Origin of the sequence: Enterobacter sp. MGH 37, from assembly GCF_000534515.1 — a bacterium.
Classification (GTDB): domain Bacteria; phylum Pseudomonadota; class Gammaproteobacteria; order Enterobacterales; family Enterobacteriaceae; genus Enterobacter; species Enterobacter kobei.
In genome coordinates this window covers 1,262,362-1,275,583 of record NZ_KI973206.1, presented here as the reverse complement: position 1 = coordinate 1,275,583, position 13,222 = coordinate 1,262,362, and the positions used below count along the sequence as shown (strand labels likewise).

The 13,222-nt window shown below is 56.7% G+C and carries 13 protein-coding genes and 1 other annotated feature; of the genes, 4 read left to right on the top strand and 9 right to left on the bottom strand.

Going from position 1 to position 13,222, the window contains the following annotated elements; genetic code table 11:
• Positions 1–68: 68 nt before the first annotated feature.
• Positions 69–995 carry a DNA-binding transcriptional regulator DsdC gene (gene dsdC, locus L383_RS05255; RefSeq protein ID WP_023331680.1) on the bottom strand — a complete coding sequence of 309 codons (927 nt, stop codon included), beginning with the start codon at positions 993–995 and terminating at the stop codon, positions 69–71.
• A gap of 204 nt (positions 996–1,199) precedes the next feature.
• On the opposite strand from dsdC, the gene dsdX reads away from it, so the two are divergent.
• Together dsdX and dsdA are read left to right on the top strand one after the other, a co-directional pair.
• On the top strand, positions 1,200–2,537 hold the full coding sequence (dsdX, locus tag L383_RS05260) for a D-serine transporter DsdX (protein ID WP_023331679.1): 1,338 nt from the start codon (positions 1,200–1,202) through the stop codon (positions 2,535–2,537).
• Positions 2,538–2,554: 17 nt separating this feature from the next.
• Positions 2,555–3,841, top strand: a complete 1,287-nt coding sequence (gene dsdA / locus L383_RS05265; RefSeq protein WP_023331678.1) for a D-serine ammonia-lyase — start codon at positions 2,555–2,557, stop codon at positions 3,839–3,841.
• Positions 3,842–3,875: 34 nt separating this feature from the next.
• Here dsdA and L383_RS05270 read toward each other — a convergent pair whose 3' ends face one another.
• The 4 genes from L383_RS05270 to L383_RS05285 form a co-directional block, all read right to left on the bottom strand.
• Positions 3,876–4,223 (bottom strand): DUF202 domain-containing protein, encoded by a 348-nt coding sequence (locus tag L383_RS05270; RefSeq protein WP_023331677.1) that lies wholly within the window; start codon positions 4,221–4,223, stop codon positions 3,876–3,878.
• Complete coding sequence (locus L383_RS05275; protein WP_014068263.1) at positions 4,213–4,560, bottom strand: YidH family protein; 348 nt, start codon at positions 4,558–4,560, stop codon at positions 4,213–4,215. Before L383_RS05275 ends, L383_RS05270 begins: the two co-directional genes overlap by 11 nt.
• 92 nt (positions 4,561–4,652) lie before the next feature.
• On the bottom strand, positions 4,653–5,975 hold the full coding sequence (locus L383_RS05280) for a 6-phospho-alpha-glucosidase (protein ID WP_023331676.1): 1,323 nt from the start codon (positions 5,973–5,975) through the stop codon (positions 4,653–4,655).
• Positions 5,972–7,594 carry an alpha-glucoside-specific PTS transporter subunit IIBC gene (locus L383_RS05285; protein ID WP_023331675.1) on the bottom strand — a complete coding sequence of 541 codons (1,623 nt, stop codon included), beginning with the start codon at positions 7,592–7,594 and terminating at the stop codon, positions 5,972–5,974. Before L383_RS05285 ends, L383_RS05280 begins: the two co-directional genes overlap by 4 nt.
• A gap of 222 nt (positions 7,595–7,816) precedes the next feature.
• On the opposite strand from L383_RS05285, the gene L383_RS05290 reads away from it, so the two are divergent.
• Positions 7,817–8,563, top strand: a complete 747-nt coding sequence (locus L383_RS05290; RefSeq protein WP_014881917.1) for a GntR family transcriptional regulator — start codon at positions 7,817–7,819, stop codon at positions 8,561–8,563.
• Here the strand turns inward: L383_RS05290 and L383_RS05295 are convergent.
• From L383_RS05295 to ibpA, 3 genes are all read right to left on the bottom strand, one after another.
• Positions 8,531–10,192: a putative transporter gene (locus L383_RS05295; RefSeq protein WP_014881916.1), complete on the bottom strand. Its 1,662-nt coding sequence runs from the start codon at positions 10,190–10,192 to the stop codon at positions 8,531–8,533. The genes L383_RS05290 and L383_RS05295 overlap by 33 nt on opposite strands.
• A gap of 172 nt (positions 10,193–10,364) precedes the next feature.
• Entirely contained in the window at positions 10,365–10,793 is a 429-nt protein-coding gene (ibpB, locus tag L383_RS05300; RefSeq protein WP_023331674.1) for a small heat shock chaperone IbpB, read from the bottom strand.
• Positions 10,794–10,929: 136 nt separating this feature from the next.
• Complete coding sequence (gene ibpA / locus L383_RS05305) at positions 10,930–11,340, bottom strand: small heat shock chaperone IbpA (protein WP_008500162.1); 411 nt, start codon at positions 11,338–11,340, stop codon at positions 10,930–10,932.
• Positions 11,334–11,405: a sequence feature (ROSE (Repression Of Heat Shock gene Expression) occurs in the 5'-region of heat shock genes and acts as an RNA thermometer to modulate expression.), on the bottom strand. It overlaps the preceding gene by 7 nt.
• 250 nt (positions 11,406–11,655) lie before the next feature.
• Between ibpA and L383_RS05310 the strand changes: the two genes are divergently transcribed.
• Positions 11,656–11,988, top strand: coding sequence for a YceK/YidQ family lipoprotein (locus tag L383_RS05310; protein WP_014881914.1), 333 nt, complete (start codon positions 11,656–11,658; stop codon positions 11,986–11,988).
• Here the strand turns inward: L383_RS05310 and L383_RS05315 are convergent.
• Positions 11,985–13,214 (bottom strand): DUF3748 domain-containing protein, encoded by a 1,230-nt coding sequence (locus L383_RS05315; RefSeq protein ID WP_023331672.1) that lies wholly within the window; start codon positions 13,212–13,214, stop codon positions 11,985–11,987. The genes L383_RS05310 and L383_RS05315 overlap by 4 nt on opposite strands.
• Between the last annotated feature and the right edge of the window lie 8 nt (positions 13,215–13,222).

Genomic DNA, 13,222 nt, shown 5'->3' with positions numbered 1-13,222 from the left:
ATCGAAAGCATTACCTGTATTTAGCACGCTTTTTCACATTTGGTGTAGCGTCAAAGCGTAATAATTCTTCACCTTGCCCGTTCTCTCAGCCAGCTAATAAAGGCGTCAATTTTCGGCCACTGGCGGCCCGGAAGCGTTGAGATATAGTAATGCTGATGGCATTTGAGGGTCTTTTCACCAAACGGTGCAATCAACTCTCCCTTCTCGAGCCGTTTCTGCACCAGCCGCTTTCTGCCCATCGCCACCCCTACATCATTGATGGCCGCAATAATCGCTAAATCAGAACGATCAAAACCAATCCCCGACGATGACGGCATATTTACCGCAAAATGCTGCGCCCAGCTTTGCCATTCATCCGTACCGGAATCATTGCTCCAGGCCTGACGGTCATGCAGCAACGTACAGTGGCTGAGGTTATGGGGGTTTTTAACCAGTTGAAGTTCGCGGGCGTACGCGGGCGAACAAACGGGCAAAATCTCCTCATCCATCAGGAAGTGATGGGAAAGGTGGATTGCCGGCGTATCGTCGAAATAGAGCGCCAGATCGATGCCCGTTCGCTGCATATTGACGTAATCATTTCCGGTCAGGACGGTGAGTGAAATCGACGGATAGCGGCGGGTAAAATCTCCCAGCATGGGAACCAGCCAGCACTGCGCAATCGATGGCCGGGAGTACACCGTTAGCGTACCGGAGAGCGCCTGGTTTTTGATGTCCAGGATCTCCTGATTCAGGGTATCGAGGGAGGATTTAAGGGTCCAGTAAACGCGCTTCCCCTCCTGCGTCAGCTCAACCTTACGGTGCGAGCGCACGAACAGCTGAATACCCAGCTCCTCTTCCAGCAGATTGATGCGATGGCTCACCGCGCTGGGACTGAGCGAGAGCTCCTCCGCGGCCAGCGCGAAGGACTCATGCCGGGCGGCCACTTCAAAGGTGTACATTTTCGACAGCTGCCAGCCGTTTAACAGCCGGTTTCTGGCTTCATTCGCATCGGTCATCACAATTCTCACGCGTGGTTTCTGCGCTCAGCATACCGTTTAAGGGTGAATTTATGTGAACCTAATGCAAGTTAAGTGCGTTTTTTAGAGCGTAGTCACTCAGTTGATCCAATCTGGCTCACCTGAATGCCAATTTATATCGTTTGTCAGCCCCCGCCGTTTTTTCGTCCAATACCCACAGATGACATAAGGGTGAGGTGAGATATGGGATCTCAGGTCTGGGTTGTGGCAACGCTGCTGGTCAGCATTGTGTTAATTGTTTTAACCATCGTTAAGCTGAAGTTTCACCCGTTCCTCGCGCTGCTGCTGGCGAGCTTTTTCGTCGGTGCGATGATGGGAATGAGCCCACTGGATATGGTGAACGCCATTGAGAGCGGGATTGGCGGTACGCTGGGCTTCCTGGCGGCGGTGATTGGTCTGGGCACCATTCTCGGCAAAATGATGGAAGTCTCCGGCGCGGCAGAGCGCATCGGGATCACGCTGCAGCGCTGCCGCTGGCTGTCAGCAGACGTGATTATGGTGCTGGTGGGCCTGATCTGCGGCATTACGTTGTTCGTGGAAGTGGGCGTGGTACTGCTGATCCCGCTGGCGTTTTCCATCGCCAAAAAGACCAACACGTCGCTGCTCAAGCTGGCCATTCCGCTCTGTACCGCGCTGATGGCGGTGCACTGCGTGGTGCCTCCGCATCCAGCCGCGCTGTTTGTGACCAATAAGTTAGGCGCGGATGTCGGAACGGTAATTGTTTATGGTTTGATGGTAGGACTGGTGGCGTCTCTGGTCGGTGGCCCGCTGTTCCTGAAACTGCTCGGCAATCGTCTGCCGTTTAAACCGGTTCCGGCAGAATTTTCAGACCTCAAGGTGCGGGAAGAACACACCCTCCCGTCGCTGGGCGCCACGCTGTTTACGGTTCTGCTGCCAATTGGCCTCATGCTGGTGAAGACCATTGCCGAGCTGAATATGGCAAAAGAAGGTTCGCTGTATACGCTCCTCGAATTTATCGGCAACCCGATCACCGCGATGTTTATCGCCGTGTTTGTCGCCTACTACCTGCTGGGGATCCGCCAGCATATGAGCATGGGGGCGATGCTGACGCACACCGAGCACGGTTTTGGCTCTATCGCCAATATTTTGCTGATTATCGGCGCGGGCGGCGCGTTCAACGCCATCCTCAAAACCAGCGGACTGGCGGACTCACTGGCGCATATTCTCTCGAACCTGCACATGCATCCTATCCTGCTCGCCTGGCTGGTGGCGCTGGTGCTGCATGCCGCCGTAGGCTCCGCCACGGTCGCAATGATGGGCGCCACGGCGATAGTCGCGCCGATGCTGCCGCTCTATCCGGACGTGAGTCCGGAGATCATCACCATTGCTATCGGTTCCGGCGCCATTGGCTGCACGATCGTCACCGATTCTCTCTTCTGGCTGGTGAAGCAATACTGCGGCGCAACCCTGAATGAGACCTTCAAATACTATACGACGGCGACGTTTATCGCCTCGGTGCTTGCACTTGGCGGCACATTCCTGCTTTCTTTCATTATCTGAGCGCGAAGAGACGTACTATGGAAAACGCAACTATCACTACTTTAACCGCACAGTTTCCTCTGGTTGAGGATCTGATTGCCCTGAAAGAAACCACCTGGCTTAACCCACGTACCACCACGCTGGCGGAAGGATTGCCTTACGTCGGGCTGTCCAAAGCCGACGTGGACGACGCGCACGCGCGCCTTAACCGCTTCGCGCCGTATCTGGCGAAAGCCTTTCCGGAAACGGCCGTCACGAAGGGGATTATTGAATCCGAACTGGTCGCCATTCCGGCCATGCAGGCGCGACTGGGGAAAGAATATGACAAGACCATTCCCGGCACCCTGCTGCTGAAAAAAGACAGTCATCTTCCGATTTCCGGCTCGATTAAAGCACGCGGCGGCATCTACGAGGTGTTGACCCACGCGGAGAAACTGGCGCTGGACGCCGGCTTGCTGAGCATCGAAGACGACTACAGCGTTCTGCTGGAGCCGCGCTTTAAGGACTTCTTCAGCCAGTACAGCATTGCGGTGGGCTCAACCGGCAACCTGGGGATGTCCATCGGCATTATGAGCGCATGCATCGGCTTTAAGGTGACGGTGCACATGTCCGCCGATGCCCGCGAGTGGAAGAAAGCGAAGCTCCGTAGCCATGGCGTCATCGTCGTGGAGTATGAGCAGGATTACGGCGTGGCGGTGGAACAGGGGCGCAAAGCGGCAGAAAGCGATCCGAACTGCTTCTTCATTGATGATGAAAACTCCCGCACCTTGTTCCTGGGCTATGCGGTGGCAGGCGAGCGGCTGAAGGCACAGTTTGCCGAACAGGGCCGCGTGGTGGATGCGGCGCATCCCCTGTATGTCTACCTGCCCTGCGGTGTCGGCGGCGGCCCTGGCGGCGTGGCGTTTGGCCTGAAGCTGGCCTTCGGTGATAACGTCCACTGCTTCTTTGCGGAACCCACGCACTCGCCGTGCATGCTGCTCGGCGTTTACACCGGCCTGCACGACGAGATTGCGGTGCAGGACCTGGGTATCGACAACGTGACGGCGGCAGACGGCCTGGCGGTCGGGCGCGCGTCCGGCTTCGTGGGCCGCGCGATGGAGCGCCTGCTGGACGGGTTCTACACGCTTTCCGATCAAAGCATGTATGACATGCTCGGCTGGCTGGCGCAGGAGGAAGACATTCGTCTGGAACCGTCCGCGCTGGCGGGCATGGCCGGGCCGCTGCGTGTGCATTCAGATGCCAACGTCACCCACCTGGTATGGGCAACCGGGGGCGGCATGGTGCCGGAAGACGAGATGGCGAAGTATTTAGCAAAAAGCCGTTAATCGTAGGCCCGGTAAGGCGTAGCCGCCACCGGGCTTATAAGCTCACCATTTGCTGAATATGAGTAACGGCAAAGAGTAAAGACAGAGACAGCACAGCGAGCGCGATCAGGAACTTATCCCGCACCGCTTTCGGCTGCACAAAATCATCCTGCGCCACGTCCATCAGGTTACGGCTGCGGGTATAGCGCCACAAAATGAAGGCTACCAGCGCCAGCACAACAATTGAGATCCAGAATGGCACCCCGGTCCGGTGCCAGTTGTGCTTGATCGCCAGAGCAATCAGCGCGCCATACCCCAGCAACGTGCGCAGCCATGCGAGCGACGTCCGCTCCGGCTGCAGGCCAGGGTCCGCTTCGCGTCGCGCTTTGCGGCTATCCGCCATAGAACACCAGCACCATCACCACGCCTGCCACCGTCAGCAGGATCGCGCTGATGATGAGTAACCCGCGCGTATAGGGTAAATCCTGCTTCAGACGCATCGCCTTCTCATTGCGCAACCAGCGCAGATAGCCGTAAATCGCCAGCACGCCTGCGAACAGGCACAGAAGCAGCGCCAGTACTTCGCGGATCAGCGGCGTGGCGAAATCAGGTGCGAGCTGATCGAGGCCGACACCTGCAGCCAGAAAGCCCAGCGCCGTGCGGATCCACGCTAAGAACGTGCGTTCATTAGCCAGAGAGAAGCGATAATCCGGCGCTTCACCGAGGCGGGAAATTTTCATGGAGGTTCCTTGTCGAGCTACGGGCAGGCTTCAGCATAGCGTAAATCGACCAGGACAAGGAGACCGGCATCGGGGGATGCCGGTCAGGAAGGTTAGTGCAGTTCCGGCCAGTACTCTTTGTTGGCTTCGATCAGGTCATCCAGAATCGCTTTCGCGACTGACGCGCTCGGCACGGTTTTCGACAGGGTAATCGCCTGCCAGAGTTTCTGATACGAACGCTGCTCCCAGGCATCCACCACCAGTTTTTCCACCGCCACCTGCTGGCTCATCAGCCCTTTCTGGAAGTGTGGAATATCGCCAACCGTGAGCGGCTCCGGTCCGTTATGGCCCACCAGACACGGAATTTCCACCATCGCATCGGCATCAAAGTTATGAATGGCACCGTTGTTTGGCACAATCAGCAACATGCGTTCCTGGGTGTTAAAGGCAATCGCGGTCGCCAGATCAACGATGTACGACGCATGTTCGTCGATTTCCAGCTCCCCGGCGGCGGAATTACCCGCTTCGATGATCGCCCGACAGGAGCTGAACACATGTTTCTCGCGGTGATCCATGACTTCATTGGCGCGGGTCCGTTCCGGGTTAGAGTGCGCAACAACGTAGTCCGGGAACAGATAGTATTTCAGATAGGTGTTCGGCATGGTGTCCGGATCCAGCGCCTGCACATCTTTTGCTTTGGCAAAGGTATCGTTCCAGCTTGCTTCGGTATGCGCATCTTCAGAAGGCGGAACATAGCCGTATTTCGCCACGTATTCGCGCAGTTTCGGCATTAAATCGTTACCGTTGAGATCTTCAATCGAGGTCCACCAGCCGAAGTGGTTCAGACCGTAGTAGCGCACGCGCATCTCTTTGCGGTCTTTCAGGCCAACGATCTGCGCCATGCGTCCTTCGATGCCAATCGGCATATCGCAGATGTTGAGGATTTTGGCATTCGGACGCAGGCGGCGCGTGGCTTCCGCGACAATCGCCGCCGGGTTGGAGTAGTTCAGCATCCACGCATTCGGGGAGTACTGCTCCATGTAATCTACCAGCTCCAGCACGCCGCCGATCGAGCGCATGCCGTAGGAAATCCCACCTGGCCCGCAGGTTTCCTGGCCCAGCACGCCGTGGCGCAGCGGGATTTTCTCATCTTTTTCACGCATCGGGTATTTGCCGACGCGGATATGCGCCATCACGAAATCCACATCGGTAAACGCCGCTTTAGGATCGGTGGTGTAGCTAAACTCAATCTCCGGCGCCTGCTCTCTAAGGATGATTTTGCACGCTTCGGCGATGGTCTCCTGACGTGCGCTGTCGTTATCATAAAACTTCAGGGCGCGCAGCGGGAAACGATCACGGTTGGCTAACAGCATCAGGACGATACCAGGCGTAAAGGTGCTGCCGCCGCCTGCAATGACAACTGAGAATTTTTTCATGATATAGCCTCTGTCAGGGTGGTTTGTTCATTCGTTAAAGGGGTTTTCATCAGCGATTCCAGCTGGTCACGCACCTGAGGAACGTGCAGACCGACAATCACCTGAATGCCGTTGCCGCGTCGCACCACACCGTGTGCGCCCAGGGCTTTGAAGACATCGTCGCTTTGTGTTTTCGCCATATCCACCAGCGCGATACGCAAGCGGGTGGCACAGTTGTTGATGCTTTCGATATTGGCCGCACCGCCGAGCGCCTGCAGGAATCCGGCGGCCTGTCCGACCTGCTGGCTGGCCGCCGCCGGGGCAGTGGTTTGCCCGCGTGCCGCCTTATAGTCGGCCTTGCTGTACAGTTTGATTTCGCTCTCTTCCCGGCCCGGCGTTTTGAGGTTCAGACGCACAATCAGCGTTTTGAAAACCACGAAGTAGAGGCCGGTAAAGCAGACGCCGATGCCGATTTGCGTGAAGACCGTTGAGGCGTGGTTATGGAACATCGGGATCCAGTTTTGCGGCAGGAACTGGTCCAGCAGGCCGCCGCCCATGTTGCCGACCACCCCAAAGGTGTACATCACCGTTGCCATGGTGGCCGCCAGCACGGCGTGAACGGCAAACAGCAGCGGCGAGATAAACAGGAAGGTGAATTCGAGTGGTTCAGTAATGCCCACCAGCACGGCAGTGAGCGTGGCCGGGACCAGCAGCCCCGCCACCTTGACGCGGTTTTCCGCTGAGGCGGTGTACCAGATCGCCAGCGCAATCCCGACCGAGCCAAACACTTTTGAATTGCCGTGGAGCGCGAACCCGCCTTCGGGGAAGAGGGTTTTCAGCGGCAGGGTACTCTGGCTGAATTCCTGCAGATGCTGCGCCCAGTAGACCTGAATACCGCCTTCCACCGCCGCCGGGCCGAAGATGAACGGGCCATAGACGAAGTGGTGCAGTCCGGTTGGGATCAGAATGCGTTCCAGGAAGGTGTACACCCACACGCCCAGCGCACCGGCAGAGCGCAGGAACGCCTGTAGGGACTCAATGCCCATCTGCACTTTCGGCCAGCCCAGCAATGTCAGCCAGGCGCAGGGGATCATGACGAAAAACGCGAGGATAACGACAAACGAACTGCCCTGGAAAATCCCCAGGAAAACCGGCAGCGGCTTGTCGAAATAGCGGTTGTGGATAGCGGTCACGATGCCAGAAATCACAATGGCACCGATGATGCTGGTATCGAGCGTTTTGATCCCGGCAATCATCGCCAGCCCGCTTCCCGCCGTGGGTTCGGCGGAGAAATCGACGCCGAAGAAGTGACCCCATGTCATCCCCATCGCGTTGATGAAGTAGTTCCAGGTCAGGAAGCTAATCAGCACCGCCAGACAGGCGCGGCCCTGCGCCTGCTTTGCCAGGCCAATCGGTAAACCGACGGCGAAAATCAGCGGCATATTGCGAAATACCGCCCAGCCGCCCTCTTCAATAATGTGAACGATCTGCGCGAAAAGATTATCAGGGGCCGTTAAGGCTTCGCCGACAAACAACGGGTTGCGAAGCATAATGGCGATTCCCACCACGATCCCGGCAAACGGAAACAGCAACACCGGGGTAAACATGGCACCGCCAAAACGTTGTATTTGACTGAGCATTTTTAAATCCTCACGTAACAACCTGTAGGGGGTAGAGGCCGTTATGGTTTTTTGCTGGCCTGAGGTGAGCATAAGAACTTACTGATACGCGAACATGGCGTGCCGTTGCGATTCGTGATCGCATTCATGGTTTTATTTTGACCAGTGAGGTCTACTTTTCGTTGTAAATATGGACATGTGAAGACGTAACCGACGCCATAATGCGGGCAGAGAGGTCTACTGGTGATCTACAAATCTATTGCCGACAGATTGCGGCTGCGGCTGAATTCGTCGGACTACAACATCGGCAGCCCGCTACCGGGTGAGAAAGCGCTGGCGCAGGAGTTCGGCGTGGCGCGCATGACCATCCGCAAGGCGCTGGATCTGCTGGTGAGCTGGGGGCTGGTTGAGCGACGGCACGGCAGCGGCACGTTTGTCTCGCGTAAGGACGTTCACCACGAAACCACGAATCTGACCGGGCTGGTGGAGGTGCTGCGTCAGCAGGGAAAAGAGGTGCAGAGTAAAGTGTTGCAGTTTGAAGTGATGCCTGCGCCGCCCGCCATCGCCAGCCAGCTGCGGATTCAGGTCGATGAGCGGATCTACTTTTCCCGGCGGGTACGCTACGTGGACGGGAAGCCGCTGATGCTGGAGGACAGCTTTATGCCGGTGAAGCTGTTTCGCAACCTCTCGCTGGCGCATCTGGAAGGGTCAAAGTTTGATTACATCGAGAAAGAGTGCGGGATCACCATCAGCGGCAACTATGAGAGCCTGACGCCGGTGCTGGCAGATAAACAGCTGGCCGGTTACCTGAACCTGCCGGAACAGACGCCGCTGCTGCGAATCACGTCACTTTCCTACAGCGACAGCGGCGAGTTCCTCAATTATTCCGTGATGTTCCGTAATACCAGTGATTACCAGGTGGACTACCATCTGCGGCGCATCCACCCGGAAGTGCTGCTAGCTCATCCCCCAGAACAGCACCGCGAGTAGCTGCGGCGTGATGATGCGCAGGAACATTACCAGCGGGTAGACGGTGGCATAGGAGAGTGCCGCTGCACCGCTGGTGGCATGCAGGTTATTGGCAAACGCGAGCGCAGGGGGATCGGTCATGGAGCCCGCCAGCATGCCGCACAGCGTCAGGTAGTTCATTTTGGCGAACATCCGCGCCAGAATGCCTACCGTCAGCAGCGGGATTGCCGTGATAAATATGCCGTAACCGACCCAGCTCATCCCTTCGCCCTTGATCAGGGTATCGACAAAATCCCCGCCGGATTTCAGCCCGACCACTGCCAGAAACAGCACGATGCCCAGCTCGCGCAGCGCCAGGTTGGCACTCGGCGGCATAAACCAGTAGAGCTTACCAATACAGCCGATGCGCCCGAGGATCAGCGCCATAATCAGCGGCCCGCCTGCCAGGCCCAGCTTAAGCGCCACCGGGAAGCCCGGCACGTACAGTGGAATGGAGCCCAGCAGCACGCCCAGGCCGATGCCGATAAACACCGGCAGCATCTGTACCTGCTGCAGTTTTTGCTGGGCGTTACCCACCATATCCGCCACCGCGTCAATTGACGACGGGCGGCCGACCAGGTTGAGGATATCCCCGAACTGCAGGCTGGCTTCCGGGCTGGCGACCAGTTCAACACCCGCGCGATTCAGACGGGAGATAACCACGTCATAGCGTTCTTTTACCTGCAGATCGCGTATTTTTTTGCCGAGAACATGCTCATTGGTCACCACAACGCGTTCCACCCGCATATCGGTGCCGCGCGTGGAGAGCGAGGTGTCCACTTCCTGACCAATGACCAGTCGCGCATTGTTTAAATCCCCGGGCTGGCCGACCAGATGTAGCAGATCGCCTTGCTGAATAACGGTGCCGGGCGCGGGCACCATCAGCATATCGTCACGCTTAAGGCGGGAGCAGATGATATTGGCGCTGTTCAGGATCGGCACGTCCTGAATCGCCATATTATTCAGGTTGGGATTATCGACGCGAATGTTGATGGTTTTGATGGGCATATGGCCGTTGGTCAGCGTGGTTTCGTGATCTTTGGCCTCTGATTCGACGTTAACGCGAAACAGTACGCGTACCAGCCACATGGAGAGCAGAATGCCACAGATGCCAAACGGATAGGCCATGGCGTAGCTCATCCCCATCTGGTCGACAATGCCGGGTTGAATCCCCAGATCGCGCAGGATTTGCTGGCCCGCACCGAGCGCCGGGGTGTTGGTGACCGCGCCGGAGAAAATGCCCAGAACCACAGGAAGGGGAATATCAAAGATTTTGTGCAGAATCGCGGTGACCAGCCCGCCCATGACCACAATGCCGAACGCAAAAAGATTGAGCCGTAGTCCGGAGACACGCAGGGAGGCAAAAAAGCCAGGGCCTACCTGAATCCCGATGGTATAAACGAACAGGATCAGGCCGAACTCCTGAACAAAGTGGAGCATTTCAGCGCTCAGAGCCAGCCCGAGCCGATCGGCAAAATGCCCGACAAAAATGCCGCCAAACAGCACGCCACCAATGCCAAACCCGACGCCGCGGATTTTGATATTGCCTATCCATAGTCCCACAACAGCGACCAGGGCCAACACGCTAACGGTTAACGCGATATCACTCATGATCCACTCCCTGCCCATAACCTTAGTTATATCAGGGATTCTCTCAGAGCCGTGGGGCGTTGTATGGGCGATGGCGCACAAAAAAGCCCTGCCGGGGCAGGGCCTTATGCGGTCTGTGAGCGGTGTCGGGTGGCGGCTACGCCTTACCCGACCTACAGGTTCGGCGGGCTTGTTAACTGTTCAACGCCGGCCGCTCGCTAATGGCGATACGCTGCGGCGCGATGGCTTCCGGCACGTTACGGGTCAGATCGATATGCAGTAGCCCGTTGGTAAAGGTCGCACCGGACACGTCCATATGGTCTGCCAGGGTAAAGCTCAGGCTAAACGGCTGATTAACCAGCCCCTGATGCAGCCACTGAGTCTCGGTCTCCTGTTTTTCCGGCGTCCCTTTCACGGTCAGACGGGTACCTTCAAGCTGGATCTCCAGATCCTCCTGGCGGAAACCGGCCAGCGCAAGGGTGATGCGATAGTGGTTATCGTCACTTTTTTCAATGTTATACGGCGGAAACGTCTGGTGCTCAGTCGTGCTTTGCAGGGCGTTAGCCAGTTTGTCAAAACCAATCCACTGACGCAGCAGAGGGGATAAATCATAGTTACGCATACTAAATCTCCTTCTAAGAAGCGAGTTCGGCACAGTTTAATTTTGTGCGCAGTTGTTCCTGCAAATCCTGATGGATTCGCATATGCTCCCGTTACGGCAAGCAAGTCTGTGTGGGCCGCGCTTGCGACCCCCGTGATTAGTTAATTTCGATACGGCGCGGTTTTTTCTCTTCCGGAATCACACGTTCCAGTTCGATAAACAGCAGGCCGTTAACCAGGTTCGCGCCCTTGACGTGAATGTTCTCGGCTAACTGGAACTTGCGTTCAAAGTTACGCTCGGCGATGCCCTGGTAGAGGTAGGTACGTTCTTTCTGCTCGGCCGTATGGGAACCTTTCACCACCAGCAGGTTGTCCTGCGCGGTGATCTCCAGTTCGTTTTCTGCAAAACCGGCAACGGCAATCGCGATGCGGTAGTGGTTTTCGTCAACCAGCTCGACATTGTATGGAGGGTAGCCATTGCTCTGGCTTTGGTTATTTTCTAAATGGTTAAACAGGCGGTCAAAACCAATTGCAGAACGGTATAGCGGAGAAAGATCGAAGTTACGCATAAATAAAACTCCTGAAATCAGCGAGAAATTATAGCCTTCCACCATGGACAGGCCTTTGTGCCCCCGAACGCCCATCAGGCGCGTTCGTTATCGGGTCACATTCTTAAAATGGGTCTGGAACCGGGCTTTTCAAGACTATTTATGTGAGATTTTTTTGCACTTTGCTGGTTGTCGCATAGACTCTGGGACAACAGCACAAAGGGTTAAATTGCGATGACTGCCACAGTGCGGGATTATCGAGCTATCCATTTCGGATAAGGCTCGCTATAACCCTGAGTTGCAGGTCTATGCAGTAACATTAACGATGACTGAGTGATGATGAAAAATGTTCTGATAAAGCTGACGACGTTCAGCGGGGTAGTTTTACTTTGCGGGTGTTCGAGCGTGATGTCTCACACCGGCGGTAAAGAAGGAACATATCCGGGGACGCGCGCCAGCGCGGCGATGATCTCCGATGACGATACCAACTGGGGCACCAAATCCCTGGTTATCCTGGATATGCCGTTTACGGCAGTAGCGGATACGCTTCTGCTGCCGTGGGATGTATTCCGTAAGGATGACTCCGTGCGTTCACGGGTAGAGAAAAGCGAGCAGGAAAACCTGGCGACCAACGCCGTCATTCCGCCCGCCGAGATGCCTCCGCGCTAGTTCTGTGCGGTTTCCGTTATCCAAAGCTGACGGAAACCGCCCGTCTCTTCCATCCATGCAATAACGCGCCCGTTCGGAGAAAACACGACGGCATCCGCAGAAGGTGGATTGCCGTGATCGGACGTCAAAAACGTCACCTCTCCGGTCTGTGCGTCGCAGCACGCAATCCGATTTTCGAGCACAAATCCCAGCATCTTCCCGGACGGGTGCCAGTTGAACGCAGACTGGATATCGCGCTCAGCGTGGGTGAGCTGGCGCGGCTCGCCGCCCTCAGGCGAGATCAGCCACAGCTGCACAACGCCGTTATCATCACGCATCAGAAACGCGATTTGTGTCGCCTGCGGGTTACTGCGCACCCAGTGGCGCGGCACGTTCACCAGACCCGGATAGCGGTTGTGGTGCGTGAAGGTTAACCGACGCTGCATCACGCCCGCTGGCGGCGCAGGCAGCATTTCTGGCGTTCCCTGCAGCGGCGCATCACCCGCACGTTTCCAGCCCTGTTCATCTACTGGCAGGTTAACAATGAACAGTTCAGGCACTTTTTCGCCCTGTGCTGAGAGGGTATCGCCGATAAACGCCAGCCTGTCGTTGCCCACCCAGCCCTCTTCGTAGGCGCGATTGATTTCGTCGCTGCCCGGTTGTGGGTTAGGCGTCGTGCGGCTGACCAGCACGCTCCAGAAGGTTCCCGGATATTCACGCGGATGGTTCCCCTGTGGATTCACCGGGCCGAAAGGCGCCGCCACGCCAACGTTGCGTAAATCGAGCTTCGGATCGCGCATATGCATGACATGGTCGTTATAGGTAAAGCTGACCAACTGCCCGTTCGGGCTGAAGACATGTACGTGGCTGCCACCGCGCAGCGCGCCTGGAGTATAGGGCGCGGTGATATCCATCGCATCCAGATTGCTTACCTGACCGTGATGCGCAATCACCCCCTGGCGATGATGAAAATCGTAGCGCCAGTCCGCATCCGGGTGTTTCGGACCGTGGATAAAGACGTATTCATCCTGTGCAGGATGAACGGTCACCACGCCAACGTGCGCGCCGTCCGTCGCGCGATAAATCACCTCGACCTCGCCCGTGCCTACATTAACTCGCTCGATGGTTTCACCGGTGAACGACGCGCCTGACGGACGCACGTCATAGACCAGCCACTGGCTGTCCGGCGTCCAGGTATTGATATTAGTAAGCTGGTGGTTGCGGGAAGCGAAGGTGATTTGTTTCATGAGGATAC